25 protein-coding genes and 2 tRNA genes are annotated in these 26,312 nt (G+C 46.1%); 13 read left to right on the forward strand and 14 right to left on the reverse strand.

Annotated features, from left to right (window positions below; translation table 11 throughout):
* Nucleotides 1-90: 90 nt before the first annotated feature.
* Together JGK07_RS13195 and JGK07_RS13200 are read left to right on the forward strand one after the other, a co-directional pair.
* Nucleotides 91-1,569, forward strand: coding sequence for an NAD(P)/FAD-dependent oxidoreductase (locus JGK07_RS13195; protein ID WP_293223663.1), 1,479 nt, complete (start codon nucleotides 91-93; stop codon nucleotides 1,567-1,569).
* Nucleotides 1,570-1,912: 343 nt separating this feature from the next.
* A complete protein-coding gene (locus tag JGK07_RS13200) occupies nucleotides 1,913-2,314 on the forward strand; it encodes a hypothetical protein (protein WP_293210578.1) in 402 nt (133 codons plus the stop codon).
* Nucleotides 2,315-2,596: 282 nt separating this feature from the next.
* On the opposite strand, the gene JGK07_RS13205 is transcribed toward JGK07_RS13200, so the two are convergent.
* From JGK07_RS13205 to JGK07_RS13225, 5 genes are all read right to left on the reverse strand, one after another.
* Nucleotides 2,597-3,802, reverse strand: a complete 1,206-nt coding sequence (locus JGK07_RS13205) for an ABC transporter substrate-binding protein (RefSeq protein ID WP_293175250.1) — start codon at nucleotides 3,800-3,802, stop codon at nucleotides 2,597-2,599.
* A gap of 907 nt (nucleotides 3,803-4,709) precedes the next feature.
* Nucleotides 4,710-4,796: transfer RNA gene (locus JGK07_RS13210), tRNA-Ser, on the reverse strand.
* Nucleotides 4,797-4,856: 60 nt separating this feature from the next.
* Nucleotides 4,857-7,505, reverse strand: coding sequence for a ComEC/Rec2 family competence protein (locus JGK07_RS13215; RefSeq protein ID WP_293241365.1), 2,649 nt, complete (start codon nucleotides 7,503-7,505; stop codon nucleotides 4,857-4,859).
* A 273-nt stretch (nucleotides 7,506-7,778) separates the two neighbouring features.
* Nucleotides 7,779-8,258, reverse strand: a complete 480-nt coding sequence (locus JGK07_RS13220) for a DUF4079 domain-containing protein (RefSeq protein WP_293149068.1) — start codon at nucleotides 8,256-8,258, stop codon at nucleotides 7,779-7,781.
* Nucleotides 8,259-9,174: 916 nt separating this feature from the next.
* The gene (locus tag JGK07_RS13225; protein WP_293148941.1) at nucleotides 9,175-9,519 is read right to left on the reverse strand and encodes a DUF1815 family protein; all 345 of its coding nucleotides are present in this window, start codon (nucleotides 9,517-9,519) and stop codon (nucleotides 9,175-9,177) included.
* 154 nt (nucleotides 9,520-9,673) lie between these two features.
* Between JGK07_RS13225 and JGK07_RS13230 the strand changes: the two genes are divergently transcribed.
* Nucleotides 9,674-9,805: a hypothetical protein gene (locus JGK07_RS13230; RefSeq protein ID WP_293175254.1), complete on the forward strand. Its 132-nt coding sequence runs from the start codon at nucleotides 9,674-9,676 to the stop codon at nucleotides 9,803-9,805.
* Between the two features lie 32 nt (nucleotides 9,806-9,837).
* Here JGK07_RS13230 and radC read toward each other — a convergent pair whose 3' ends face one another.
* Nucleotides 9,838-10,569, reverse strand: coding sequence for a DNA repair protein RadC (radC, locus tag JGK07_RS13235; RefSeq protein ID WP_293175256.1), 732 nt, complete (start codon nucleotides 10,567-10,569; stop codon nucleotides 9,838-9,840).
* A 233-nt stretch (nucleotides 10,570-10,802) separates the two neighbouring features.
* Nucleotides 10,803-11,042, reverse strand: a complete 240-nt coding sequence (locus tag JGK07_RS13240) for a hypothetical protein (protein WP_293175258.1) — start codon at nucleotides 11,040-11,042, stop codon at nucleotides 10,803-10,805.
* A 239-nt stretch (nucleotides 11,043-11,281) separates the two neighbouring features.
* Between JGK07_RS13240 and JGK07_RS13245 the strand changes: the two genes are divergently transcribed.
* Both JGK07_RS13245 and JGK07_RS13250 read left to right on the forward strand, forming a co-directional pair.
* Nucleotides 11,282-12,298: a succinate dehydrogenase/fumarate reductase iron-sulfur subunit gene (locus tag JGK07_RS13245; RefSeq protein ID WP_293175260.1), complete on the forward strand. Its 1,017-nt coding sequence runs from the start codon at nucleotides 11,282-11,284 to the stop codon at nucleotides 12,296-12,298.
* A gap of 93 nt (nucleotides 12,299-12,391) precedes the next feature.
* Entirely contained in the window at nucleotides 12,392-12,583 is a 192-nt protein-coding gene (locus tag JGK07_RS13250) for a chlorophyll a/b-binding protein (protein ID WP_293175262.1), read from the forward strand.
* Nucleotides 12,584-13,104: 521 nt separating this feature from the next.
* On the opposite strand, the gene JGK07_RS13255 is transcribed toward JGK07_RS13250, so the two are convergent.
* The 4 genes from JGK07_RS13255 to JGK07_RS13270 all read right to left on the reverse strand — a co-directional run bounded on the left by JGK07_RS13255 (nucleotide 13,105) and on the right by JGK07_RS13270 (nucleotide 18,035).
* Nucleotides 13,105-13,737, reverse strand: coding sequence for a pre-peptidase C-terminal domain-containing protein (locus JGK07_RS13255; protein WP_293175264.1), 633 nt, complete (start codon nucleotides 13,735-13,737; stop codon nucleotides 13,105-13,107).
* A 151-nt stretch (nucleotides 13,738-13,888) separates the two neighbouring features.
* Nucleotides 13,889-15,337, reverse strand: coding sequence for a trypsin-like peptidase domain-containing protein (locus tag JGK07_RS13260; RefSeq protein ID WP_293175266.1), 1,449 nt, complete (start codon nucleotides 15,335-15,337; stop codon nucleotides 13,889-13,891).
* A gap of 204 nt (nucleotides 15,338-15,541) precedes the next feature.
* A complete protein-coding gene (locus tag JGK07_RS13265; RefSeq protein WP_293202719.1) occupies nucleotides 15,542-16,675 on the reverse strand; it encodes a redoxin domain-containing protein in 1,134 nt (377 codons plus the stop codon).
* Nucleotides 16,676-17,222: 547 nt separating this feature from the next.
* A complete protein-coding gene (locus tag JGK07_RS13270; protein ID WP_293202717.1) occupies nucleotides 17,223-18,035 on the reverse strand; it encodes a Ycf66 family protein in 813 nt (270 codons plus the stop codon).
* Nucleotides 18,036-18,140: 105 nt separating this feature from the next.
* Between JGK07_RS13270 and JGK07_RS13275 the strand changes: the two genes are divergently transcribed.
* Nucleotides 18,141-18,296 carry a hypothetical protein gene (locus JGK07_RS13275; RefSeq protein WP_293202715.1) on the forward strand — a complete coding sequence of 52 codons (156 nt, stop codon included), beginning with the start codon at nucleotides 18,141-18,143 and terminating at the stop codon, nucleotides 18,294-18,296.
* Nucleotides 18,297-18,330: 34 nt separating this feature from the next.
* Here the strand turns inward: JGK07_RS13275 and JGK07_RS13280 are convergent, their stop codons facing one another.
* Nucleotides 18,331-18,450, reverse strand: a complete 120-nt coding sequence (locus JGK07_RS13280) for a photosystem II reaction center X protein (RefSeq protein WP_293175272.1) — start codon at nucleotides 18,448-18,450, stop codon at nucleotides 18,331-18,333.
* A gap of 77 nt (nucleotides 18,451-18,527) precedes the next feature.
* On the opposite strand from JGK07_RS13280, the gene JGK07_RS13285 reads away from it, so the two are divergent.
* On the forward strand, nucleotides 18,528-18,698 hold the full coding sequence (locus JGK07_RS13285) for a hypothetical protein (protein ID WP_293175274.1): 171 nt from the start codon (nucleotides 18,528-18,530) through the stop codon (nucleotides 18,696-18,698).
* A gap of 34 nt (nucleotides 18,699-18,732) precedes the next feature.
* Nucleotides 18,733-19,017, forward strand: coding sequence for a YggT family protein (locus JGK07_RS13290; protein WP_293202713.1), 285 nt, complete (start codon nucleotides 18,733-18,735; stop codon nucleotides 19,015-19,017).
* 190 nt (nucleotides 19,018-19,207) lie between these two features.
* Here the strand turns inward: JGK07_RS13290 and accC are convergent, their stop codons facing one another.
* Nucleotides 19,208-20,563, reverse strand: coding sequence for an acetyl-CoA carboxylase biotin carboxylase subunit (gene accC, locus JGK07_RS13295; protein WP_293189424.1), 1,356 nt, complete (start codon nucleotides 20,561-20,563; stop codon nucleotides 19,208-19,210).
* 229 nt (nucleotides 20,564-20,792) lie between these two features.
* Between accC and JGK07_RS13300 the strand changes: the two genes are divergently transcribed.
* The 5 genes from JGK07_RS13300 to JGK07_RS13320 all read left to right on the forward strand — a co-directional run bounded on the left by JGK07_RS13300 (nucleotide 20,793) and on the right by JGK07_RS13320 (nucleotide 22,410).
* A tRNA-Leu gene (locus tag JGK07_RS13300) sits at nucleotides 20,793-20,876 on the forward strand.
* A gap of 230 nt (nucleotides 20,877-21,106) precedes the next feature.
* A complete protein-coding gene (locus tag JGK07_RS13305) occupies nucleotides 21,107-21,349 on the forward strand; it encodes an AbrB/MazE/SpoVT family DNA-binding domain-containing protein (RefSeq protein WP_293148968.1) in 243 nt (80 codons plus the stop codon).
* A complete protein-coding gene (gene mazF / locus JGK07_RS13310; RefSeq protein ID WP_293175280.1) occupies nucleotides 21,346-21,690 on the forward strand; it encodes an endoribonuclease MazF in 345 nt (114 codons plus the stop codon). Before JGK07_RS13305 ends, mazF begins: the two co-directional genes overlap by 4 nt.
* Before the next feature lie 88 nt (nucleotides 21,691-21,778).
* Nucleotides 21,779-22,036: a hypothetical protein gene (locus tag JGK07_RS13315; RefSeq protein WP_293189426.1), complete on the forward strand. Its 258-nt coding sequence runs from the start codon at nucleotides 21,779-21,781 to the stop codon at nucleotides 22,034-22,036.
* The gene (locus JGK07_RS13320) at nucleotides 22,033-22,410 is read left to right on the forward strand and encodes a hypothetical protein (RefSeq protein WP_293202711.1); all 378 of its coding nucleotides are present in this window, start codon (nucleotides 22,033-22,035) and stop codon (nucleotides 22,408-22,410) included. The genes JGK07_RS13315 and JGK07_RS13320 overlap by 4 nt, the downstream gene beginning before the upstream one ends.
* On the opposite strand, the gene JGK07_RS13325 is transcribed toward JGK07_RS13320, so the two are convergent.
* Entirely contained in the window at nucleotides 22,407-26,300 is a 3,894-nt protein-coding gene (locus tag JGK07_RS13325; protein WP_293223673.1) for a CHAT domain-containing protein, read from the reverse strand. The two genes, JGK07_RS13320 and JGK07_RS13325, sit on opposite strands and share 4 nt — an antisense overlap.
* Nucleotides 26,301-26,312: the final 12 nt, after the last annotated feature.

Here is a 26,312-nt window from a genome sequence, read left to right on the forward strand (position 1 = left end):
TGAAATTACGTTGTTTTCTTGAGTCCGCGGAGGCGGACATCGTTTGTATAGGAGCGGTTTCAACCGCCGTCTTATCTGACAAATTTATTTATGCTTGATTATGATTTAGTGATTATTGGTGGAACTGCGGCCGGACGTTATGCTGCTTTGACTGCAACTAATTTCCCGGCTCGCGTTGCTTTGGTGGAACCGCTCAGTAATTCTCAAGATTTGCCGGCGGGGGGAAAAGAGTCGATCGCCCTGGGTTTGAAATACAGCCAAACTTTGAGAGAGGCTGCTCGTTTTGCTCACCAGATGAGCCACCCACAGTTCGGACTTCGCCCAGATCTGGCTAATTCCGAAATGCCGATCGCATTGCAGTTTAACGGGGTTAAGAAATGGGCTGACGGCGTTGTTTCTAATTTGTCAGAAATTGACGATCTCGGCGTTTTAGCTGCTCGCGGGGTTGATATTATTTTTGGTAACAGCGAGTTTGTTGCCAAACCGAATTTGGCTTTGATTGCGGGCGATCGGAAATTGCGATCGCGCTGTTATTTGCTAGCTTGTCCAACTCTACCTGCAATTCCCAATATTGAAGGACTTTCGTCTGTCGGCTTTTTTACTTCCGAAACAGTCGGGGAATTGGCAAAACTGCCAAAGTTGCCGAAAAGTTTGGCTGTAATCGGTGCAGATCCCAGCGGTGTTGAAGTGGCTCAGACTTTTTCTCGGCTGGGCGTTGCTGTGACTTTGGTGGTGAAAAGTTCGCAGATTTTGGCGAAAGAAGACCGCGAGGCTGCTGGTTTGGTGCAAGCTGGAATGGAAGCTGAAGGAGTGCGGATTCTGACTGCGACTGAGGTGACTCAAGCTAGGGTGATTGACGGTAAAAAGTGGATTCAAGCTGGGGCAAGGGCGATCGAAGCTGAGGAGATTTTTCTCGCCGCTGGCCGCGGACACAATTTTGCATGGTTAAATCTGGAAGCTGCTAGGGTTAAATTTAGCGATCGCGGGTTGATTTTAAATGAAAAGCTGCAAACAACTAATTCTCGAATTTACGCTTGTGGCGATGTTGCTGGCGGTTATTCGTTCCCTCACATCGCCAATTGCGAAGCTGCGGTTGCTGTGAAAAATGCTTTGTTTTTGCCGATGTATCAAATAGATTATCGCGGGATTCCTTGGGCGATTTTTTCCGATCCGCAGTTGGCGAGGGTTGGCTTGACAGAAGCGCAAGCAAGGCGCCGTTTTGGAGACGATTTGATTGTGGCTAGGGAATATTTCAAGAATGTTGAAAGAGCTCAAATGTCCGGGGAGACAACGGGTTTTTGTAAGATTGTCGGGCGGCGTGACGGGGAGATTTTGGGAGCGACTATTGTCGGCCCGCAAGCTGCGGAGTTGATTCATGCGATCGCCTTTGCTGTGCGTCACGGAATGAAGGTTGAGGCGATCGCCGAACTTCCTTATATTTGGTCTAGTTTTTCGGCAATTAACGGTCAAACTGCTGCTGTTTGGGAGTCGCAGCGTCTCCGCAGCAATACTTTTATGCAGAATTTGTGGGAGAATTTGTTTCACTGGCGCAGGTATTGGAAAAGATAGTTTTTTTTGATTGGGCATTGGGCATTGGGCATTGGGCATCGGCCTACCCAGGGCATTGGGCATTGGAAATCGGCTTTCCCAGAGCATTGGGCCGGGTAGTCAGAAACCGGGTTTTTTGGGAGAATACTTTGTTATGGCGTGCAGATTGGGAAAAAAACCCGGTTTCTTTGGTTTTGATGCGTCACAAGTGTTTCTGAATGATTAAACCGCAGAGGCCGCAGAGAGCGCAGAGGAAGAGAAGACAGAACAGCCCTTGATTTAGTGGCCAATTATGAATATGATAACCAATATCAAAACTTGAAATACAGTCGAGACACACTACTAACTACCTGAGGTCGGATTCATGGATTGCAAAACTGCTACTTTAGTTTACGAAACCGGAAATCCTCTGGAAAACATTCGCAAGATGTTTCCAGAAGCTTGGCAATTTTTGACAGCTCAGTCTGCGGCTTTTGTGGCTGGTAAAGATGATGCTTTTGATGCGGAGATTAAAAAGTCGATCGGCAAAACGCCTTTTGGGTTCAGAATTACTCACCGCGACGATACTGAACAATTGACAAAAGATATATCTGAACTGTTGGGCGATATCACTTCTCGCTTACTTTTGGAACAGCATTTTTCTCAAGTTGTCGGTCGTCCTCTTTATTTCAGCACGATTTGCTGTTCCAGTCACCTAACAGCCGATCGCGAATTGACATTAGATGAAGTTTTGCCGATTCAGCGGGCTGCTGTTAAGTTGCAATAGCAGTTAGACATTAATCATTAGTAGCTGTAGGGTGCGTCGCCATCGACAATAATCAAAAAAGAGGGACAATCTCATCGCGACGCACCTGTCCCAAGATTTTTGTTGTAGCAAGCTTTTTTATAAATATTATAAGGTGAGTCGCCGCTAAAAAAGTTGATTGAATGCTGCATGATTTTTAATGGCGACACACCCTACGCAGACTAACAAACCGCAAAGACGCGAAGGTTGAGAAAAGAAGGGAAAGAGTTCAATTTGTGCCTGACTCGCTCTTGTGTCACCCAATCACGGGAGCGTCACAAACCTGTAATCGTTGCCTTGGCGTTTAACCTGTACTAAAATCGCTTTGTTCCATCGATCGCCCGTTGGCAAAAACCTCACATCTTCACTCGCACCAGAGGTAACGAAATTCGGAGCCCTAAGTGCTTGTTGCAATCCTTCTCGCGTATTGCTGCGCTGCAAACCGCTCATAATAGCTTTCGTCGCATCAAAACTCGTGGCGGTTCGCCAATTCACGGCACCTCCCCACTTTTGAATCGCATTCTTAGAAAATGGGTTGTTCGGATTAGTGTCAGGATGCCACGGAACGGACAAAACAAGCCCGTCAACGTCTTTGTTCCCCTCTTTTACCGTTTGAAACGTGTACAGTGTCGTGCTGCCGTAGAGCGCTAATTTGCCAGTATTGAGGCGAGCTAGGTCGATCGCGCGATCGATGCGATCGATATGAGGTGCTAGCATTAACGCTTGTGCACCTTTGCTAACAGCATCAGCAATGCTAGCACTCGAATTAAAAGTTGGCGTTGAAAAGTCACAAACCGTAGGCACTACCTTGCCACCCAAAGCCGAAAACGACGAAACAAATTCATCCTTAAACGATACGTTATCAGGAGCTTGAGAATCATAACAGATAGCAACATTAGTTTTGCCAGCTTTTTTAACCATATATTCTGCTAAAGGAGCCGCCATCGATTGAATCGCGGGGACTGTCCGAAAAATATAGCTACCGAAAGCTGATAAATTGTTAGCAAAGCTAGTTGGTGTAACCATCACCAGTTTTTTTTCTTGATACGTGGGAGCAGCAGCTAGAGAAGCATTGCTAGCATTGTGTCCGACGACTGCTAAAATTTTCGGATCCTTTACGAATTCGGTTGCAACTTCTTTGGCAAAATCTGGACTGTTGTCATCGTTCGCAATCAAAACTTGCAAACCCGCACCATTAATCCCTCCCCCAGCATTAACTTCCTCTTGAGCTTGGGCAACTCCTCGGAGCATTTCTTGCGCTACATTCGGGTTAGTGCCAATCGGAACGCTGACGGCTATTTGCAGAGAATTATCATTATTGACTTTGGCATTATTTAAATAAATTAGAGTCTCTGGATCGTTGCGATTTTGTTGCAGCGATTCCCGAAAGTTTTTAACAGCTTCTTTGTAATTACCCTCAGCAAAAGCTTTGACACCTGCTTGTTTTCCTGCTGTTTTTTGCGATTGCATCAATATCTTATCTCCCAAACTGAGACGACTGTTGCCAGAAACTGATCTAGGTAAAATTCCGCCCTTTAATATCTGTGGAATAAATGTGAATGCACCCCAGGCAATCAAAGGAAATGCAATAAAAACAATTGGGGGCGGGCCTTTCCTTTTTTGAGGTTGTTGATACATAATTAGTTCTCCTGCACTAGATTTTGTTTAGATACTTTGATTTATGTCAGCATTTCCTGGCACAGTCTAATAAATCTGTTACTTACCAGAAAATACTCCTGGTTGCAACCTGTAGAAATATCTACATATATTTGATTTAGCTGGACGAGTGCAGTATTAGCTGCTAGGCTTTGGCGACATGGGTTTCTTCCTGTCCTAGGTTCATATGATGATTATGAATAAAAGCTTTTTTAAAGTCAATTCATAAAGTCATTGGATGGACTCATAAAAATCATATTGTTAAGTTCATAAAAGTCATATTCGCCTAGGTTGGCTTCAATAACTCATCTCATGCCTGTTGTATTACCGTAATAAAACGTGTTTGTAGTGAGGACTTTAGTCCGCATCATCCGAGGACTAAAGTCCTCACTACGAACCAACTTTATTGGGAGCGTTCTTTTCGGACATGATAGAATTCTTCCACAATACTGTATATGTGGCTCAAAACAGCAGTTGGGCGATCGCTCTTTCCGTACATAAATAAGATGCGCGGTTTGAAGTTTAAGAATTGTGTCAAATTTTCTATCATTGTAACAAAAGCAAATTGTCAAGTCTCTCAAATGAGTTGTCACACAAACTCCTAGTAACAGCGAGGTGGAGGAATTATTGGCTTTTTCTAAATCTTCACTAAAATATGGCGTAAGATATGCAAGTTTATCTTGATGTACTTTGCATATCTTACGCCAGAAGTCCTGAAAAACGGAGAGGGTGGGATTTGAACCCACGTTAGAGTCACCCCTAAAGTAGATTTCGAGTCTACCGCATTCAACCGCTCTGCCACCTCTCCAATAGACTTGAGATGCGAGCTAAAACTATTTTACCGCACAGTGCGCCACATTGTAAATCCTTACAGAAAAGAAGTTTGATTTTCTTCCGATTCCAGAGTCGTCTTAAATCCCCCTGCTGGTGTCCACTGAAGAGCTCCGTCGCGCCCTGTCCAGAAAATCTGGGTTTTGCTTTGGCGCAGTTGGGCGGCGGTTTCTGGGTCGATTTCGTCCGCAGATGCGATCGCCACTTGCGGCCCAACTGCGCTCAATAACTCGGCTGTCAGGGTTTTTCCCGACCACCACAGCACTTCTACCCGCTTCAATGTTCCCGTGGCTGCTAATCTCTTTGATAACATACTTTGCGCTTCCGGTGTCATGTCACCGACAAGCAACCAAGTACGCTCGCCCACCAGTAATTCTACCACCGGGATTTCCGCGTCCACGAACTGCAACCGCGTCAAACCCAGATCAATTTTGCTGTCAGTTTCTAAAGGAAAGTAAACGCCTTGGCGAGATTGCACAGCCGTTATAAATTCCTGATTGCTGCCGCGGTTAATTTGTTTGGGAGCGTTATTATCATAAAACGTTTTAATTGGCAAGCGTTGTAATAATTTTCCCCAACCGCCGCTCAAGCCTAAATGACCGTGAGTGGCGATCGCAAAATTCACAGAATTAACTCCTTGCTGCTGCAAAAAAGGTAACAGCGTAAACCTCACCGTATTTTCATCACCAGTATTAATTAGCGTCACTTTTCCCTTATCTTGAATTACCAAAACTGGTTCCCCAGATGTCGCCAGCAAAGTAACTTGAAATAAAGATGATTGAACGTGCCAAGCTGGCAAAACTACGACTCCAATTCCCGCCATCAGCGCCAGCGGTAAAATCCAAGCCGAAGAAATCCGCAACGCAAAAACTCGGCTTTTCCCCTGCTTCCCTCTCCCCTTTCCTTGATTCTTGCCTTTTCCTAATTCCTGTTTCCCTCTCCTATCTTCCTGTTTCCCTTTTCCCTCGGACTTTTTCCTTCTATCCGTTACATCCGTTACATCCCGCACATTGCTCGTTGCCGAACTTCCCCCCAGCCAAACCCAGCAGATTAAACTGTAAAGCGCGATTAGCTGAAACACCGATACTTGGCCGACAGCTACTGAATTACCGGGCAATTGTGAGAAATATTCGGCGATCGCAATTAACCCCTTTGCCGGATAGTCAAGCAGTTGGGCTAACACACTCCCAGCCGGCGGAAAAATCAATCCAGCTAAAGCGCTAACCATCCCGCCAATACTCAAAATCCACAGTAAAGGAGCCGCAATAATATTGACTAAAATGCTGTAAGGTGATACCACACTAAAAACGTAAAGTAGCAGTGGCAGCACCCACACTGAAGCGGCGATGGGAACCACCAGAATTGAAGCGATCGCAGGTGGCATCCAGTCGAACTTTGCCATCAGCGGCGGCGCTGTCACCACTAATCCCAGAGTTGCCAAAAAACTCAGTTGAAAACCTAAATCCCAAATCCACAAAGGGTTAACTAGCAGTAAAATAGTAGCAGCGATTAACAGCAATCCCAACGGCTTAACTTCGCGACTTAGTACCAAAGCAAATAGTGTACCAAATCCCATCAAGGCGGCGCGGCAGATTGAAGCTTCAAAGCCTGTTAATCCCACGAGCAAAAATAAAGCACTGACGCCAAAACCAAATTGTAATTGTTTGGAAAAGCGCCTGGTTAAAGCTAAAACTAAACCCAAAACCATCGAAACTTGAGTACCCGAAGCTGCGATCGCGTGGGCTAATCCAGCCTGCACAAAAGAGTCGCGGATGGTGTAGGGTAAATCAACTGCTTGTTTGCCCAGGGCGATCGCACTGATCAACGGCCCTTCGGGAACACTCAACTGTGATACTTGCGATCGCACAATCCGCATCCGCATCGTTTGAATTGGCGACGGCTGCATCCCGGTTGACTCCCAGAAAGCACCCGTTTTGGTGTTAAGTCGATTGACATCCGCGATCGCATTTTCTCTCTTCCAGTCAATCTGACGCCCTTTGAGTCCTGCAAAAGCCCCTTCTCTGGCTAAATAGGCTTGAAAATCAAAAGCCCCCGGATTCGACGGCGGCTGCGGTTTGTACAATGAGCCCACAACTGCGACTGTATTGTCGGCATACAAGCCCGTTGCTTGCAGCAGGGGCACTGTAACGTAGAGTTTGCCGGATACTGGGCGGTTGACGACTACTCCTCCTTCGCCGCCGTTGATTTCGCTAACTGCATCCGTGTCTAGCCAAAATTGCGATCGGCCCGATCGAGTTAATCGGGGCGTACTAGCCAGTCTACCGCGAACTGTCACCGCCACTTCTTGGGTGTTTCCGCCAACGGGAATCAGTTTGCTGATGTCATTCATTGCCGGTTGGGGCGATCGAATTGCAAAATAAATGCTCGCCAAAAATGCGATCGAACCCGCGACAGCCCACACCCATTTTGCTCTCGGCAGCATCTCAAGCAAGCTCAATTTTTCCCTCGTTTCTAAGGGTTCCTCCAGAGCATTTTCTTTCGTTCTGCTGCGTCTTTTATTAGTGGTTTTGAAAGAGTTCCTTGTATGCTTTAACAACAATTTAGGCATGGCGACTGCGACCGCTATTCCTAAAGCAAATATCGCGTACCTACCCCAAGAAACTCCTGTAGAAATCAATCCCACAATGTAGGCAAGACAGAAAATGACACCCGTTACTTGATTCATTAATTAGAAACTATGGAATAAGTCATTAGTCATCAAGCAGAATAAAGAAAAGCAATGCTTCTCCCAATTCATACAGCAGATTCCACGTTGATGAAGTACACCCCCAAGCGATCGATCTCTGTAGGGAAACGGCACTGCCGTGTCCTCTATCTCTGCATCGACTTACCTGGAAGCGATCGATCTCTGTAGGGAAACGGCACTGCCGTGTCCTCTATCTCTGCATCGACTTACCTGGAATCTGCTGTATCTCAATTAAAAAAGACTGGTACTACCTTAAATAGACAGACCTAATTTTAAACCGAAAGCCGCGTGCAGCACCATAAGTGCCAGGGCAGTTGTGCCCAAATAAGCGTGAACCGCCCGCAGTGCCAGCTTATTGCCTCCAAAACCTGTCAGTGAAATCAAGCTACCAACAGCCAGCAAAACCAGCACTCCCGAACCCGTCCAAAAGTGCGGGCTTTCCATAACAGGCTTGTGCTGCATTACCAGCGACAGCAAGCCCCCTGTGTAGCCCAAAGCTAGAAACAGAAACATCCACGGTGCTAGCTTGCGGTGATCCGCTCGACTTTTGAGCGCGACATCCTTATCGGCGGCCAAACGTCCCTGCCATCCCGTATACCCGACGAAGCTACCCATGGCCACAACCACGATTCCCATCATTACAGGATGTCCCCAATGGGTAATTGGTTCGGGAATTCCGAGACTGCGAAATTGGCTGGCGATGGGTTCTAGAAGTTCGCTTAAATTTACCATTTGATTCTGACTCCAACCTTGGGGATAAATATTTTGGGAGAAAATATTAATATATTATAAAATATTAGTAGCAACTGCGATCGCGCACTTCAAAAAACAGTTGACAGTTGCCAGTTGCCAGTTGACAGTTGACCTAATGATGAGTGATAACTTCCGCGGCTACAACGGTCAAACATGACGCAGAAGCTTAAAGTTACACAAAACTTAGCCGGCTTTAGCCGGCTGTGAGATTTTTTACAGCAGTGATGCTGTTTTAAGTTAATTGTGAGCTGTTAACCAACCTTATCAGCTAAATCGAAAAGCAAAAATAAACGCAATTCGTCCGCATATCCACCCTGGGGCGGCTTTTCGCCCAATCTTCACAGCCTCATCCTCACTCTGGATGTTAAATTTTACCTGCCTGCTCATAGTTAATTTCAATGCCTTGACTTTTGAATGTCAAAGTGAGAAATTAACATCGCAGGCGACGAGCATTAGCAGTTTTACTTTTGGCAAATCGCTCTTAAGACAGAATCAACTGCTGCCAAAAAACTAGAGGTTCCAAGTTAGACACTTTTTGCATAAAGTTATGCAGATACCTTTAACCTAGAAAAATCGGGCTGATGCCGGAGTTTTCTGTCTGTGGCACAATCTGAAATGAAACTTTCACGTCAGATGTTGCGGTATCTGTCAAAGCTTTTAACTGAATGTTAAAAGCACCATTGATATCGCGTCATATAGCATGACTGCTGTCGGCCCTGGCAGACTTCGATCGACTGACGGCTAAAATGAGTGTCTGAAAGCACCCTGAAATTACCCTTGTCTATTGAGCTGCCATTGCTGTGCAACCTGTTCCTCTCAACTAACTCGCTGGGGATTCGGTTGCAGGTGGCAAACACCGACTTTCGCTGTCGCTTTCCTCAGAACCGTGCAACTGCTAAACTCGCTGCGCCGTCGCCAAAGTAGCTTCCGAAGGTTGGATTTGGTACTTTACGAGATTTGCCAGTTCTTGTAACTGACTAATTGCCTCTGCACCTTCTAGTTTCATCAGTTCGCGATCGTCCCGCATCTCAGTCCATGTGATACCGTAATCTGACACTAAAAATCGAATCAGATGGTTGTCCGTCAAACTGACCATAAATGAGGCACTGTTCATCTGACCCCCGCAAGTGTAGCAGGATGCCAAATAACCCCGACGCTCTAGCACGATCGCCAAAGCCTGGAGGTTCATGACCAAATCTTGGACGAATTTACGGTGTTGTTCTGCAAGTCTCAGAAACACAGTTTTTCTCCTATCACCACGCCGTATATTTTACACCCAATTTCATAATTTCTTAAGAATTGAGTATCTAGGTGCTGGTTCAGTATACGTTTAGTATGCTGAAAAAAAATCGAATTAGCGACCTCTTCAGCCTACCTTTACTAGATTAACCGAGTTGCGATCGCAACTAAGTATCAGCAGCGACATTAACCTCAAACACTATGTAACCGTAGACTCCAGCCCCCACAAAACTTCTGCTGTGACGGCTGATTCAGCCCTCGAACAGCCGAAAGATACAAATAACTAATGATAGCAATCGAGTTAGTTAAGTATAATAGTTCAATCGCCCTGGGGATACTCCTCCCAAAGCGTCGTAGTCTGTCGCAAGCTCCGAAAATCGCCATTTCCCAAAATCAAGTGATCCAGCAGCGGAATCGACAAAAACTGCGCTCCAGCAAGCAACTGCCGTGTCAAAGCAATGTCTTCCGGGCTCGGCTCGACATTCCCCGAGGGGTGATTGTGCGAGATAATCGCCCGCGTTGCCCCAAGGCGGATCACTTCCCTAAAAATATCCCTGGGATGAGCTAAAGTTTCGGTAGCTGTGCCGATCGTAATTACTTGAGTACCCAGCAGCCGATTTTTCACATCCAGCAGCACCACAGCAAAACGTTCCTGAGACTGCCACATCAAATCCTGACTCAGAGCATCCGCAGCAGCTTGTGGAGAGTCCACCACGGCCATGTCCGGCGGCCGCGACTGAAACACCCGTTTCCCCAACTCCACCGCAGCCAAAATCGAAGTAGCCTTGGCTGGGCCGATCCCGTGAATCTGCGTCAACTCCTGCACGCTAATGCTCCGCAGTACACCCAGAGGGTCACGGGAATGCAAGCTCAACTGATTTAAAATATACTGTCCGAGTCCGACAGCCGAAAGTTTGCCGGGGCCCTGACCGGTACCCAGTAGAATAGCAATCAATTCCGCAGTCGCCAAACTTTTCGGGCCGCCGGCCATCAGCCTTTCCCGCGGCCGTTCGCTACTCGGCAAATCTACAATTCTCAAGCTGTAAGTCATAGATGGACTCGCACCGCAAGCTCAACAATTAAATCATATTAGCCGATCGATCGTCCTTCTTCAAATCAGTACGATCGCCCAAAACAGCTAAATCATTAACCGAGGCTGTTGGCGCGTGCAAATCTAACACAACGTTTCGATTGTCGATCGAGCCGATCGCCCGGAGCTGCCTCTAACAGGTAAAATTGCCCGTAACTGTGCCATTAGAGCCAGGTGCGCTAGCACCCCCTCGTTCATCGCCAAGATGTGCTACCCCTAGATGCTTGCGATTCTGTGGAGCTCAGCAGCGAGGAAACAGGCTGTGGCTGCTTAGGTGCTGCCAAGCCAACCGATACAAACGAAGCGACCATCAAAACGCCGTAAACAGCCACAGATAGCTTGCGAGTTGCCAGTCCCACCCATTGAGGATTTACTAAACCCAGACAAAATGCTGGCGTTGAAAACATGAAAGTTAAAACAAACAAGCTGGACATCAGGCACCTCCTCCTTCGCGAACTGCACCGATCGATCACTTGTTTATCCAATTATCAGCTAAAAAATCCGCTGAAAACAGTTGCGATTGATGATTTATAACTTAAGGATTATTGCCGTTTCTCAAACAATAATCAAGCTGCTTAAATCTCACGCTTTAGCTAGTTGTTAAAAAATAAATGTCTTTTTATATCGCCAGAAAATCTAGCTTAAAATAGAAACTAAATTCTTTACTCAAAATATGCAAGTCCGCTTTAACGTAGTCCGCCAAAATCAAAATGAGGCTCCCCGCGTTCACACTTACACCCTAGACGTGGATGAAAGCAATACCATCCTAGACTGCCTCAACAGCATCAAGTGGGAACAAGACGGCACTTTAGCTTATCGCAAAAATTGCCGCAATACAATTTGCGGCAGTTGTTCGATGCGAATTAACGGGCGCTCGGCTTTAGCTTGCAAAGAAAATGTCGGTAGCGAACTTGCGAGATTGCAAAAAATAGCCCATTCGAGTTCAGCAGAACAGCCTGCCGATTTTATCCCAGAAATTACCGTCGCCCCCATGGGAAATATGCCGGTAATTAAAGATTTGGTGGTTGACATGACCAGTTTTTGGGACAACCTGGAAGCTGTTGAACCCTATGTCAGCACAGCCTCGCGAGCAATTCCCGAACGCGAATTTCTGCAAACTCCCGAAGAGCGATCGAAACTCGACCAAACTGGTAACTGTATCCTCTGCGGCGCGTGCTATTCTGAGTGCAACGCTCGGGAAGTCAACCCGGAATTTGTCGGCCCCCACGCCCTCGCCAAAGCTTACCGGACGATCGCCGATTCCCGCGACAGCGAAACCGAAAATCGGCTGGAAAAGTACAACGAAGGAACCGCAGGCGTCTGGGGCTGCACCCGCTGTTACTACTGCAACTCGGTTTGTCCGATGGAAGTGGCGCCGATGGATCAAATTGGTAAGATTAAACAGGAGATTCTCGATCGCAAAGACGACCAAGCCAGTCGATCGATCCGCCACCGCAAAGTCTTAATTAATCTCGTTAAAGAAGGTGGCTGGATAGACGAGCGCAAATTCGGTATCGAAGTAGTAGGAAACTATTTCCGCGACGTTCAAGGCTTGCTGAGTCTGGGCCCGTTGGGTTTAAGAATGCTCGCCCGCGGCAAATTCCCCTTGTCCTTTGAGCCTTCTGAAGGTACCGAAACCGTGCGAGATTTGATCGAATCGGTGCAAAATTTAGAAAAGTCGGCAGATTAGCGATCGGCGGTCAATTTCGGGTAAATTACAAGTTGTGCGATCGGCAATCTTCCCAAAAATCCTGACTCAAAACTCACAACTCAAAACTTTTAAATGACTGCTAAAACACCTCCATCACCAAAACCGACAACTCCAAATACCCCACAACCAGCAGAACCTGCTTTTGGCTGGAATGCCTACGCCGAAAAAATCAACGGACGATTTGCAATGGTGGGATTCGTGGGACTTTTGCTGCTAGAATTCTTCACCCGCCAGGATTTTTTTACCTGGCTGGGCTTGCGTTAAATTCAGTATAACTCGGTGGATAGCTACTGATGCGTAATATCATTTCCGCTCCAACAACACTGTAAAATTGGTTCGATCGTTTGGACTTCAAGTCCTCATGATCCGAGGACTGAAGTCCGAACAATCAAACAGCTTTATTAGGGTAATTTGGGTGCATATAGCCTTTCTCAAAAAGATGAGGTATGACTGACAGCTTATATAATCAGTTCAACTAAGAGGGCTGAAGCCCAACAACGTACCTCATCTCTCTGAGAACCGCTATATCACTTTTCAAGAGGGCGAAGCATGACCGCATATAAGTTATTAGTTATAATCTCATATTTACTGCGGTCATGCTTCGCCCCTACACACATATTTGCAAAACCTGAGATGCACCCGGTAATTTGCCCGACATGATATACATCCTCTCCCTGAAAAACAGGTAAAAAAATAGATAATCATCCATTTTCAACCTACATTCCTGCTTGTAAAACCTGGAAATTGAGTTAAGTAATAGAAATAGATACTGGATTTAGAGCCAATTAATTTCCAGTCACTTCACGGATAATCAAACTGTACTTACCTTTACCTTTTGGAGGTGGATCGTAAGCATTGACAACTACGCGGTAGCGGCCGCTCGCAGACAAGGTAAGAGTTAGCTCAGAATTGGAATTTTGCTGCGTGACATCATCATTTTCTCCCAGTAGCTCGCCCTGGGAGTTGAGAACAGCCAGATAAGTATCAAACTCGCTACTTTCTACATTGACAACCACTTTCTGACCCTGAGTGCCTTCAAAGGTGTACTCATCGTACAAACTGCTGTCCGAGGGCAGTACCGAAGACTTAGAAGTTGTGAGTTCTCCCTTTTGCTCTAAAATGATTTTTGACGATCGCCCATCAGGACTTGGCGAAGGTTGTACAGTTGGGGTCTGAGTTGGCGAGGCCTTTGGAGTTGGCAGCCCAGAAGGCGACGGGCTGGGGCTTGCTTGAGCTAAAACAGCCTTGCCCGCTTGACTCGCATTATGTGAATTTTGAGGAAATTCTGCTGAAACGATCGGGGAACTGCTGTTAGTAACTTCACCTGGATTTGACACTGGTACCGAGAGAGTCGGTTTCCCAGAAAAAATAGCTAGTAGAGCAATTGGCGCGATCGCCCAAAATCTAATTTGACCCATGAATTACCTCGATAGTCAGTTGACAGTTGACAGTTGACAGTTGACAGTTGACAGTTGGCAGTTGTCAATAGTCAGTTGTTAGTTGTTAGTTATGAGAATGAAGAACGTTTTAACTGCCAATCACTAATCACCAATTACCAATTACCAACTTTTAGCGGATAGTTAGATTGTAACGACCCCGACCCGAAGCATCATAAGCATTGACAATCACGCGGTAGCGACCCGTAGCTGGCAAAGTAACGCTCAGAAACGCATTTTTGCTCGAATCGCTCGCATCGTCATTTTCTGCCACTAATTTGCCGTTAGGGTCAAAGATAGCCACATAGGGATCGAAATCTGTACTTTCCAGGGAAATGCTGACAGACTGACCCGATCGACCTTCAAAAGTATACTCGCGATACAGACTGTTATCAGAAGGCAATACCGGGCCACCTGCGACTAAAGCGCCTTCTTCTTGCAAAATCGCCCGAGAAGGTGCGCTAGGAGCACTCGCTTTGAGTTCTAACGTATAAGCCCCCAACTGCCTAGCTTCGTTGGAATTTGCCAGCAACGTGTAAGTGCCATCTGCTGGCAGCCTGACTGTAATTCTGGCGTTTTTACTGCCTGCTCCGTCATTGTCTTGCGCGATTTCGCGCTCGTTGGGGCCGAGCAAAATTAAATAAGGGTCAATCTCTTGACTTTTCATTTCTATTGTGATTTGCTGTCCCGCTTTTCCCTCAAAGGAGTAGAGGTCAAAAAAGCTGTTGTCTGCGGGCAGAATGCTAGACTTGTCGGTAAGTTTGCCTGTGACGGCGGGCCCGTTTAACGCAACTTTTTGAGGTGATTTGCTGCCAAATGGCGATCGCCTTTGAGCAACGCGGGGAGCTCGCCCTTCTCGCACCGCACTCAAGAAAGCTGGCACTTTGTCTATGACAATTGCAAAACCGATACCGATATTGCCTCCGCCCTGGCCGCGAGTAAAAATAGAAGTATTGACGCCAATTAATTCTCCAGAACTATTAAGCAGCGGGCCGCCGGAATTACCGGGATTGATGGCCGCGTCAGTTTGAATTAAGCCACGGGCTGCGTCGATGCGGCTGACGATTCCGACTGTAAAAGTACCTTGAAATCGACCGAAAGGATTGCCGATCGCAAATGCTTGTTGTCCGACTTTCACCGAACCGGCACGGGCTAAAGGAATTGTCGGCAAATTGGTTTGACCGCGAATCTTCACCACGGCTAAGTCTAAACCTTCTTCGCCGAATCCAACGACATCGGCGACCAGTTTTCTGCCGTCTGACAAAATTATATTTACGGTACCGCCGGCAGAAACAACGTGGGCGTTGGTTAACACCATGCCGTCGGGGCTGATAATTGTGCCGCTACCGTTAGATTTAGCTGTATCGACGGTAACAACCGCCGGACTGGCTTTTTCGTATACCCGAATATTCGTTTGTTCTTCGGCATTTTGGGCGATCGCGCCTGGGAAACGCACAGAGTTAAATTCCGCTAAATTTGCCTCCTGCTGTCGGGGGGGCACCTTAACAACCGCAGCAGCCCTGGCTGCAACCCCAACTATGAAAATTCCTGATACCGCTAAACTTAGAAGTTTGAAATTCATGAGCGTGAATTAGTATTTTTTAACGATCGGCAGCTAGTAGTTAGGTGTTCGGGTCAACTGCTAACTATGGCCTGTAATTATTTTAGGACTTGGAGAGGGCTATTGATAAATTTAAGCTTGAGATTGCTTTAAGATTTAGCCTGCTGCTGAGTTTTTGGTAAATCGATCGACTTATAGGGCCAGAGTTTGGTTGCAAAACTAAGATCAGCCAGCAGTTTCGGCAATTCTCGAATCTTCTGGCGAGCGATCGACAATATACTTAAAATTAGCGTCCCGCACCAAAGCATCCTCATCGCCGTAGAAAAAAGACAGCAAAGCAAAACGCTCACCGCTAATCATCGCCGTCGCTTCGTGCAGCAAAGAACACGAAAAAATAATCGCCGTGCCAGAATCTCCTTTATAACCGTGCGGCGCGTACTCCGGAAACCGCAAAAATCCCCCCGTGTACTCCCCAACATTCAAGTTCAAAGTCATCGCAAACCTGCGGTGCACCGTACCTTTGCTCGTATTGTCGCGGTGTGGATGAAAATAACCGCCACTTTGGGCATCGTAACAAGCTATTAAATACCGTTCAAACCGAGTAATTTTAAACTGGAAAGCTTTTTGTACTTCCGGTACCACCCTACGCAGAATAATCGCACTCAATTTTCGCTGCAAATTCGGGTTTTCAATAAATAAATCTCGACGTTTCTTGAAATTATCATCGTGAATGCCAACAGTTTTCCCGTCTATTTGCCTCATAAAACCTGAGGGAGTGCCGCCGTCAGCTTTGTATATATCGATCAAACTGCGGCAACATTCTCTGTCCAAAACGTTAGGAATTACCAACACCGGGGTGTGGCGAGTCGCTGGTCGGGCTTCCTCAATTGGGGGCAAAGTTTTGATAAAATCCAATACTTGCTGGGCGTGTTGGTGCGGTTCGCCCATCGGTAAAATGTTAATTATCTGAAGGTTTTCGTTGAGAATAAAAGTTTGGGGTGCATAGTGAACTCCCCCAACTCCATTTTGTTCTACATCTTGGCAAACACCGTACTGCTGGCTGATTTTTTTGTCGAAGTCCCAGAAAAAGATGAATGACGGAGCCATTAGTGTGACTCTGTTTTGTTCTTTGTCTGCTGCATCAACGCTCACTCCCAACAGCGGTACTTGCAAAGTCTTGAATTCTTCTGAAAGCTCTTGAAAGCTTTTGAGGATAACTTGGATTTGTTCAAAAGCTGCGCTAGCAAAGAAAAACAGCACGACTCGCCGGCCGCCAACCGTCGAGAAATGAAATAAGGGGTTATTGCTGGAAGCAATCGAAAACCAAGGCGCCGGATCTCCTATTTCCAGTAAGGGCATATTGCTGATTTTAGATTTTAGAGTTTAGATTTTAGACTATTGTACTTTGAGTTAGTTCCAGAGGTTGTATTTTCTGCGATCGAAGGGGTTTGTAGTGAGGACTTTAGTCCGCAAAAATCAGAACAGGTTTGTAGTGAGGACTTTAGTCCGCATAAAGAAGGACTAAAGTCCTCACTACGAACCTGATAAGGATTATTTTATAGGAATACTATTAAATATATTTAAATAGTTTTTTTTGGGAATTTTATGGTTATTTTACTTGACCAAGAATTTCTTGATGGTACCCGCCACGTGATTTATCCATGGAATCAATCCCAAATCGAAAATCGAAAATCCTCAAGCCCTCGAATTTATCCGTGGGGTCGCCTCTAAAATCTAAAATCTAAAATCTAAAATCGATTGATTGAGCTGTCTTTAAAATTTTATTTTATAGTTATTTAAACATTCTAAGATATGAGAATAAGTAGATGGGCATCAATAAACGCAACTTAATTTTTGTCTTGCTCGCGGGAGAAATGTTTAGTTTAACCCACCTACTTATCTGTGCCTATTTGTCGAAATTGGGGGAACTATCCGGTTGGTCTTCCGGGTATTCTACGGGGCGATATTCCACGTAGTCCGATGGCGGTGCTTCTACGTCACGGTTGCTGGGGCGAGACCTCGATGCTTCCGCTGGCCGAGGTTTTTTGGTTCTCGGCGGCGCGTCAGAACTGCGGTTTTCCGAAGTTGGGGGGCGGTTGCGGCTGCTGCGGGCCGGTCTTTCTTCGGGGTTGTCTGAAACGTCCCAGTTGTCAGAGCCTTGGGCGGGCGGGGCTTCTGGGCGCGCCGGACGTTTGCGCGAGGGAGGGCGATCGATCGACTCCCGAGATGTGTTCGCGCTACCGTTGCGATTCGACGAAGGACGGCGGCGGGGCTCATCGTCGTAGGTTTCCCGCGAGGAACGACTTTCTTGACTACCTCTAATCCGGGGACGCTGCGGGTAGTCTTCCTCTGGTTCTATCTGGTCGAAGTCGTTATCGTAGCCGTCGTAAGCGTAGGCGTTGCTGACTGGTCGCTCTTCATCTACGTATTGCGATCGACTTTTAGCTTGGGCTGTGGTCGCTCCCCGCAATTTGATGCTTTCGGCTGCAAAAAATATGGCGGAACCTGCAAGCAGAAATTGACCGAATGCCAGAATTGGGTCAAGCCGCCATCCTTGAAATAACAGAATACCGCCACAGAGCAAGCCCACGGCTGCAAAAAAAATATCGTGGTCTCGGGCTAGTTTGGGACGCCACGATCGCAGAAAGTACAGTCCTGCCCCTGCTACTGCTAGGATGATCCCTAACAGGCTGCTCAAGTTCAATCCTAAATTGACCATTAGCCTATCTCCTATGTCTTTCCTATGTTAGCGAGTTAGATTTTACTTCTATCATTAAGTCTGTCAGTCTGTTATTCCGACTGTGGTTTCACAGGGCAGCATCCGGTGAAGCTTTCAGAACAGGGAAGCGCACCTTATAGTTATGAGTTTAACGGGAAAAAACCTCAGCTTGGCCGTCAACCGAAGGTTTTGCCTTCACAGTTGCTGGTAGCCGAGGTTTTGGAAGCGGGGAAATGCCCGATCGTGCGATCCCAAAATTGACTCGCGCGCCGGACGCTTGAAACCCGCAGACTTTTTAGGTGCGCTTGATTTTGTCTTTTTGGCTGATAAAGATCAGGGCGATCGTTGCTGGAATGACTACCAGCGAAATGCCCACAAGCAGGCTGTACAAAAAGTTAGCGAGTGAAGGAGTCATAAATTCAAAGCCTTTGTTACAACAATTTGATTTTTATTAATTTTATCAGCAGTCAGTTCTCAGGGAGAAGTTCGGCAATGGATTTTGCAAGGGATGTGGTGCTACCAGCAATATTTTTACCCTGGAAAACTCTCAGTCTCGCACCCTCAAACCCTCTAACTCTTTCCATCCGAAGGTATAAGGCCGGAAAAATTTTGTCGATCGTGTTCGATCGCACCTGTGAAACGGTTAAAATTATGAAAGGCTGACGTAACAAAACTTAAGATTTTCGAGATAAGACCCATGACTGGTATTACCGTTGCAAGTTGGATTCTGGGCTCTGTCCTAGTGGTGATGACTTTGCTATTTATTTTTCGGATCGTTCTGACTTGGTATCCCGGCGTGAACCTCAGCAAACTGCCGTTGAGTCTGATTGCTTGGCCGACTGAACCTTTTTTAGTCCTAACCAGAAAAATTGTAGCGCCGATCGGCGGAGTGGACATTACACCGATTATTTGGGTGGGCATCTGTAGCTTGCTCCGGGAAATGATGCTCGGCCAGCAAGGAATTTTGACGATGATGATGTAGGAATGGGGAATGGGGCATGGGGAATGGGGAATGGGGCATGGGGAATGGGGCATTGGGCATTGGGCATTGGGCATGGATCAACAGTTAACAGTTAACAGTTAACAGTCAACAGTCAACAGTCAACAGTCAACAGTTAACAGTCAACAGTCAACAGTCAACAGTTAACAGTTAACAGTTAACAGTCAACTGCCTACTGACTATTTTGATTCATGAACTGTTCGACGAAATTCGTGTAAACTTCGCCGCTGAGAAATTCGGGGCTATCGAGGATTTTTTGGTGGAAACTGAGGGTGGTGGGGACGCCGGTAATCGCGCATTCCCGCAATGCCCGTTTCATGCGCCGGATGGCTGAAGGTCGATCGCGCCCCCAGACTATCAATTTACCAATTAATGAATCGTAGTAAGCCGGTATTTCGTAATCGGTGTAAACGTGAGAGTCCATCCGCACGCCAGGGCCGCCAGGAGGCAAAAAGCCGGTGATTCTGCCGGGATGGGGTCGGAAGTTGCGATCGGGGTCTTCAGCGTTGATCCGGCACTCGATCGCGTGGCCGCTAAGAATTACTTGGTTTTGCTTAATTTGCAGTTTTTCACCTTGGGCGATCCGAATTTGTTCGGCGATCAAGTCGAGCCCTGTAATCATCTCCGTAACGGTATGTTCTACTTGAATCCGAGTGTTCATTTCCATGAAGTAGAACTTGCCCGATTTGTCAAGCAAAAACTCCACAGTTCCTGCACCCGTGTAGTTGATGGATTTAGCCGCAGCAATCGCAGCGTGACCCATTTGATCTCGCAGTTTCTGGCTGAGGGCGGGGCTGGGCGCTTCTTCCAGGAGTTTCTGGTGTCGGCGCTGAATCGAACAATCTCTTTCGCCGAGGTGGATGACATTACCGTAGTTGTCGGCGAGGATTTGAATTTCGATGTGGCGCGGTTTTTCGATGAATTTTTCGAGGTAGACTCCGGGATTGCCGAAGGCTGCATCGGCTTCGCCTTGGGCTGCTGAGAAGAGTTTGGGGAGTTCGGATGGTTCTCGGACTAGCCTCATGCCGCGGCCTCCACCGCCGGCGGTAGCTTTGATCATCACAGGATAGCCGATCTCGCGGGCTATTGCTAGAGCTTCGCGATCGTCCGCCAGCAATCCGTCGCTACCGGGTACTGTGGGGACTTTCACCCGCTGCATGGTTTCTTTGGCGGTGGATTTGTCGCCCATCGCCCGCATCGCAGCCGGACTTGGGCCGATGAAAGTAATTTGATGATCCGCACAGATTTCCGCAAATCGGGCATTCTCCGCGAGGAAGCCATAGCCCGGGTGAATCGCTGCGGCGTTGCGCGTCAGGGCGGCCGAGATGATGTTGGGGATGTTTAAATAGCTTTTGCTGCTGGTGGGGGGGCCGATGCAAACGGCTTCGTCTGCCAACTGAACGTGTAGGGCGTGTTTATCTACAGTGGAATGAACGGCGACTGTGGCAATCCCCATTTCCTCGCAGGTGCGTAGTATGCGGAGGGCGATTTCCCCCCGATTAGCGATTAAAATTTTCGAGAACCCCATCTTCGCTGCTTAATTCACTCAATATTCTGTACAATAATCCCTTTCGGTATCTTCTGGATAATGGTTTCCCATAAATTCTTAATAAAAATTTATTTTACAATTTGGTGGTAGTTGTGCTATGGTTTTAAATCGGTGGTCTCAAAGGGCTAGTCACAAGTTAAATTTCAGGAACCTCAACCTGTGAATCTTTAACTCGTAACGCAAAAAATCCCAGAGATTGTCGGAAAAAGCGGATGTGGCGGAATTGGTATACGCGCACGCTTGAGGTGCGTGTGGCATTATGTCCTTGCGAGTTCGAGTCTCGCCATCCGCATTGAATATATGAAACAACTGTTGATGGCTTTGACTGTTGGCGGTTGTTTTGTTTTTGATGGGTGGGTAGTCAGAAACCGGGTTTTTGCGAGAATATTTGGTTACAGGCGAAGATTCGGGAAAAAACCCGGTTTCTTGGATTTTAGTTGCTATACTGTAGACACTCTGTATATACATCCTCAAAAAAGGGTGAAGTCCTCAGAATAATATCACTAGCTAGAGGATTGGGCTATGGTTGGGACGATCGCAAAGTGGGGAAACAGTCTTGCTGTTAGGATTCCACAGCATTTAGCTAAAGAGATTAACTTAGTGGAAGGTTCCCAAGTGCAGCTTGTCTTGATAGATGGTAGGCTGACGATCGAGCCGATAACTCGTCGGCGGTATTCGCTTGAGGAGTTGATTGAGGCCATTACCCCAGAAAATCTTCATACTGAGATTGACAGTGGAGTTGCTGTGGGGAATGAAGTTTGGTGACACAATCAAATCCCTACATTCCGAGTCGAGGCGATATTGTTTATTTAGACTTTGACCCCACTAAAGGACACGAACAAAAAGGACTTAGACCTGCTTTTGTGCTGTCGCCTCGTGCTTATAATCAGAAAAGTTCTTTAGCTTTATTTATGCCTATTACCAAGCAACAAAAAGGGTATCCTTTTGAAGTTGCTTTACCAATTGGATTAAAAGTTCAGGGAGTTATTCTTGCAGATCAAATCAAGTGTCTAGACTGGAAAGTTCGCGGTGTTCGATTTGTTGAATCTGTATCTGAAGATGTGATTGAGGAGGTACAGACCAAAATTGAGCCGTTGTTATTCTAAAAGTGGTGGCGAGAAACCGGGTTTTTGTGACAGACTTGGTGACAACTCCTAGATTTCGGGAAAAACCCGGTTTCTTAGATTTTGGATTGTGGGTGGGTGGCGAGAAACCGGGTTTTTGCGACAGACTTGGCGACAACTCCCAGCTTTCGGAAAAAACCCGGTTTCTGTGGTTTTGCGCGAGTATCGTCGGGTGCGTCGCTATCAGATATATTTAAATGCGATCGAACTTCTGACAGCGACGCACGATACAAAATACTCTTTAACTACGGAAACTTGCGTGCACAAAAAATACATTTTATGGCAAAATAATAATTACTCATTTAATCGATCGCCATTATCCCCATGACTACTGTTACCCAAGCACAAATTGAACAATATCGCTCCCAACTACAAGAATATCCCGATGCTCTGAAAGGCCTTGAGGTGCTCGAAGGGTGTGAAGGCGATTTAGAATATGCCGCCGAAACTATAGCAATTGAGTCAGGAGAATTACCGGACAATATGAGCGAGGAAGATCCGAATGAACCTAGCTGGTTAGAAAAGTCAACTCAAAAATTGCGTCCTTATATTTGTACCTCAGCCTTTAGAGAATCATTAAAACAGGGTTTTGGTGGTGCAATGACTTTGCTAATGCCTTATGTTGGTATTCCAGCATTATTAATATTAATAATTCTTTACATAAACGAGAAAAATCTGGATGAGTTTTGTAAGGAGTGCTAAACACCGATCGCAATGAAGCCAGACCAATAATGAGGTTCAACAAAGGGAAATGGCTTGCGGTTCTGTGCGCCCTTCAGAGGAGCATTAACATAGCGTGTGCGTTCCTTTAGGGGTAGTCGATCGAAAATTTCGTCGATTTGGGGTTTGAGGTCTTTTAATAAGACTTCCAGCCCCTCTGAGGTCATATTACGCAGCCATTGCTGTGCCTCATTGAGAGCAGTAACCGTTGACATACTTTCTAGGTTTTCATAGAACCGCATTAGTAATAAAGTGCTGGTGACTTGATCCACTTCCCAAAGCGTGCTGACTATACTAGGGCTACCAGCCAAGAGAAAGCCAAAAGGTAAGCCAATATATTCATCGCTAGTTTTGGATTTTGTCAATCCAGTTTCGCAGGCGGAGAGGGTGACAAGACGACATTGATTTAGGTCAAGATTCAAGATTTCCAACAGTGTCAAACGTTCTTTATTTGCGAATACCAGGGATGATTCCAAAGGCGAGTCAGGCTCAAACTTGCCGTGACAACCGAAATGGGCGCAGTTGGCAAAATTGAGTTTCGCGTTTAGAATTGCGTTCTTATTAGCATCATCTTTTGCCAAGAAATCATTAGATTTGAATTTCTCGCAGATATTCGCGGCTTGAAGTTCAAGTAAATAGCGATCTTTGGTAGGATTAGCAATCGCAAATAGGTGAGAGAAATTGGGGCGTTGTCGCTGTTTCGCCTGTTGCAGCAGTTGGCAACTGGGGGCATAGCTGACTCCACCTGGGAATAAGTCGAGAAAGCATAAATCTGATTTGGATAGGGATACAGTAGTAGCAGAATTCTGTTCATCGGTGTATCCACGTTCAACATCCCTTTCGTGAGAGATTGGCAACGCATGAAGAGGGAAAAGATGCAAGAAACGATGGGGAATTAAAATTAGTCGATCGCACTGTTTCGGAATATTCTCTAAAATCCGATCTAGCTGCAAAATCTCAGCTAGATTGTGGAGGCGAGAGGCTAGTTTTTCCTGCCATTGCGGTTTTCTTTCAGGTGGTTTACTCTCTTCGTAGTCTTTTCTATACTCGTCATACCAATTTACCAAGGCTTCAAAGTTTGCTGTTGAAGATTGCCAGATGATGGGTGTTGGCGTTTGCGGGGTGATGATGAAGGTGAGGAATTTGTCACCTGTAATGTACCACTCAAGAATAGCGGTGTTTTCACCTGTCAGAGTTTGAATGTCTTTGTAGAGGATGGGCTTAACTTTTTGGGTTAGGCTAAAATCAGGATCGATCGGTGTAATTTCACGAGCAATCAATTCATCGAGTTGTTTACGTAATTTGGTGAGATGAGTAGAATCGCGGCTAGTTGTTAGGCTGTCGATTTGGAGGCTGCGTTCTCCCAATATTCTGCCGCCATTACTGTTACTGTTTATCTGTTCGATTTCCAGTCGTCGCTGTTCGGCCTCAATTTCTCGACTGAGGCGCGACAATTCGTTGAGAACAGTTTCGGGGATATTGCCTTTAGGTTTGATGTCACGGTTGGCAAAGAGTTCTACAAGGTTGCGGGCTTTGCTGCGTTCGACGTATTCGATCGCTTCGGTGTAGTTTTCCAGTTCTATGCAAACTTCCACCATGCCCAGATAAAGTTGATTCCATTCTTCGGCTAATTTCTGTTTGCTTTCATCCCCAAATTTAATTTTATTACGTAAAAGTTCTACTGTTTCAATGGCTGGGGTGTAGGTATCATAGGCTAGTTGCCATTGCTGGTTGTTTTGGTAAAGATTGCCTAAATTAGACAAAGTTTCTGTATGCTCTTGCGGAAAAGCCTCGCGAGTTCTGATCGTTAAAGTAGCCAGACAAAACTCAATAGCCCTCTCTAAATTATCTGCCCGCGAACCGTTGATTCTGCTTCTATAGGCAATAGCTAGGTTGTTTTGAGTTATTGCCCATTGTTCAGGGAAATCCTTAAGGATATAGACTGTTAAAGCAGCCAGATAAAACTCGATAGCCCTCTCTAAATTATCTGCCCGCGAACCGTTGATTCTGTTATTGTAATCAGCAGCTAGGTTGTTTTGAGTCATTGCCCATTTTTCGGGGAAATCTTCAAGGGTATAGACTGTTAAAGCAGCCAGATAAAACTCGATCGCCTTCTCTAAATTATCTGCCCGCGAACCTTTGATTCTGTCACTGTAGGCAGTAGCTAGGTTGTTTTGAGTCATTGCCCATTTTTCGGGAAAATCTTCAAGGGTATAGACTGTTAAAGCAGCCTGAGAACACTCGATCGCCCTCTCCAAATTATCCGCCCGCGAACCGTTTATTCTGTCACTGTAGGCAGCAGCTAGGTTATTTTGAGTCATTGCCCAATCTTCGGGAAAATCTTCAAGGGTATAGACTGTTAAAGCAGCCAGATAAAACTCGATCGCCCTCTCCAAATTATTCGCCCGCGAACCGTTTATTCTGTATAAGTAGGCAGCAGCTAGGTTGTTTTGAGTCATTGCCCAATCTTCGGGGAAATCCTCAGGAGTACGAACTGTTAAAGCAGCCAGATAAAACTCGATCGCCCTCTCCAAATTATTCGCCCGCGAACCGTTGATTCTGCTTCTATAGGCAATAGCTAGGTTGTTTTGAGTTATTGCCCATTTTTCGGGGAAATCTTCAAGGGTATAGACTGTTAAAGCAGCCAGATAACACTCGATCGCCTTCTCTAAATTATCTGCCCGCGAACCGTTTATTCTGTCACTGTAGGCAGTAGCTAGGTTGTTTTGAGTCATTGCCCATTTTTCGGGGAAATCCTCAAAAGTACGAATTGTTAAAGCAGCCTGAGAACACTCGATCGCCCTCTCTAAATTATCTGCCCGCGAACCGTTTATTCTGTATAAGTAGGCAGCAGCTAGGTTATTTTGAGTCGTTGCCCAATCTTCGGGGAAATCCTCAGGAGTACGAATTGTTAAAGCAGCCTGAGAACACTCGATCGCCCTCTCTAAATTATCTGCCCGCGAACCGTTTATTCTGTCACTGTAGGCAGCAGCTAGGTTATTTTGAGTCATTGCCCAATTTTCGGGAAAATTTTCAAGGGTATAGACTGTTAAAGCAGCCAGATAAAACTCGATCGCCCTCTCTAAATTATCTGCCCGCGAACCGTTGATTCTGTTCTTGTAAGCAGCAGCTAGGTTATTTTGAGTCATTGCCCAATCTTCGGGGAAATCCTCAAGCTTATAGACTGTTAAAGCAGCTAGATAAAACTCGATCGCCTTCTCCAAATTATCTGCCCTCGAACCCTTGATTCTGTCACTGTAGGCATTAGCTAGGTTGTTTTGAGTGCCAACGTATTTTTTTGTTCCCGGTTGCCGATTGTTTAAAACTATTTTATAACCTGTAATGGCAATTTCAATATTTTTCGCTCTATTCCCACGGGGAAAGTCAGAAATATCAATACTCAGCTTTTCAATAAAGGCGACAATGTACTCAACTGCTTCGGGATATTCGGCAATTAAATTTTCGGCTACTTGCTCTAAAGTTTCGGCAAAACGGAGATTGAGGAGAGGTTGTCGCTGTGCCAGCATTGGGTAAATTACTTTAATATCGCCCTTGCTATCTAATTCTGCTAGCAATAATTCTCGGACAAACCTTACATAATCTTGGGGACTTTCACTTTCAGAGTTATCGCTATCTCCTCTATCGTTAGTATCCAAGAATTCCTCTACCTGACTGGCCAGATTTCGTAGAAAACTAGCTGCATTTTCCTGTCCTTGTTCTGCCAAATTTGCCGCTACTGACTCGCAAGCTTGCAGAAATCCGCGATCCAATAATTCTGAGTTATCTTGTAATATCTGCGATTGTTCTCCGTTGGGGCAATTCAGCAGGGCGTGAATTAATTGCTGGTAGGCTCGATCGCGGGTTTCGTCCATTGTGGGGAGTTT

This window comes from Microcoleus sp. PH2017_24_DOB_U_A (assembly GCF_020738205.1).
Classification (GTDB): domain Bacteria; phylum Cyanobacteriota; class Cyanobacteriia; order Cyanobacteriales; family Microcoleaceae; genus Microcoleus.

Coding starts and splice junctions, on each gene's coding strand:
- JGK07_RS13195 (WP_293223663.1), top strand. CDS start 91: ATGCTTGATTATGATTTAGTGATTATTGGTGGAACTGCGGCCGGACGT.
- JGK07_RS13200 (WP_293210578.1), top strand. CDS start 1,913: ATGGATTGCAAAACTGCTACTTTAGTTTACGAAACCGGAAATCCTCTG.
- JGK07_RS13205 (WP_293175250.1), bottom strand. CDS start 3,802: ATGCAATCGCAAAAAACAGCAGGAAAACAAGCAGGTGTCAAAGCTTTT.
- JGK07_RS13215 (WP_293241365.1), bottom strand. CDS start 7,505: ATGAATCAAGTAACGGGTGTCATTTTCTGTCTTGCCTACATTGTGGGA.
- JGK07_RS13220 (WP_293149068.1), bottom strand. CDS start 8,258: ATGGTAAATTTAAGCGAACTTCTAGAACCCATCGCCAGCCAATTTCGC.
- radC (WP_293175256.1), bottom strand. CDS start 10,569: ATGACTTACAGCTTGAGAATTGTAGATTTGCCGAGTAGCGAACGGCCG.
- JGK07_RS13240 (WP_293175258.1), bottom strand. CDS start 11,042: ATGTCCAGCTTGTTTGTTTTAACTTTCATGTTTTCAACGCCAGCATTT.
- JGK07_RS13245 (WP_293175260.1), top strand. CDS start 11,282: ATGCAAGTCCGCTTTAACGTAGTCCGCCAAAATCAAAATGAGGCTCCC.
- JGK07_RS13250 (WP_293175262.1), top strand. CDS start 12,392: ATGACTGCTAAAACACCTCCATCACCAAAACCGACAACTCCAAATACC.
- JGK07_RS13255 (WP_293175264.1), bottom strand. CDS start 13,737: ATGGGTCAAATTAGATTTTGGGCGATCGCGCCAATTGCTCTACTAGCT.
- JGK07_RS13260 (WP_293175266.1), bottom strand. CDS start 15,337: ATGAATTTCAAACTTCTAAGTTTAGCGGTATCAGGAATTTTCATAGTT.
- JGK07_RS13265 (WP_293202719.1), bottom strand. CDS start 16,675: ATGCCCTTACTGGAAATAGGAGATCCGGCGCCTTGGTTTTCGATTGCT.
- JGK07_RS13270 (WP_293202717.1), bottom strand. CDS start 18,035: ATGGTCAATTTAGGATTGAACTTGAGCAGCCTGTTAGGGATCATCCTA.
- JGK07_RS13280 (WP_293175272.1), bottom strand. CDS start 18,450: ATGACTCCTTCACTCGCTAACTTTTTGTACAGCCTGCTTGTGGGCATT.
- JGK07_RS13285 (WP_293175274.1), top strand. CDS start 18,528: ATGGATTTTGCAAGGGATGTGGTGCTACCAGCAATATTTTTACCCTGG.
- JGK07_RS13290 (WP_293202713.1), top strand. CDS start 18,733: ATGACTGGTATTACCGTTGCAAGTTGGATTCTGGGCTCTGTCCTAGTG.
- accC (WP_293189424.1), bottom strand. CDS start 20,563: ATGGGGTTCTCGAAAATTTTAATCGCTAATCGGGGGGAAATCGCCCTC.
- JGK07_RS13305 (WP_293148968.1), top strand. CDS start 21,107: ATGGTTGGGACGATCGCAAAGTGGGGAAACAGTCTTGCTGTTAGGATT.
- JGK07_RS13320 (WP_293202711.1), top strand. CDS start 22,033: ATGACTACTGTTACCCAAGCACAAATTGAACAATATCGCTCCCAACTA.
- JGK07_RS13325 (WP_293223673.1), bottom strand. CDS start 26,300: ATGGACGAAACCCGCGATCGAGCCTACCAGCAATTAATTCACGCCCTG.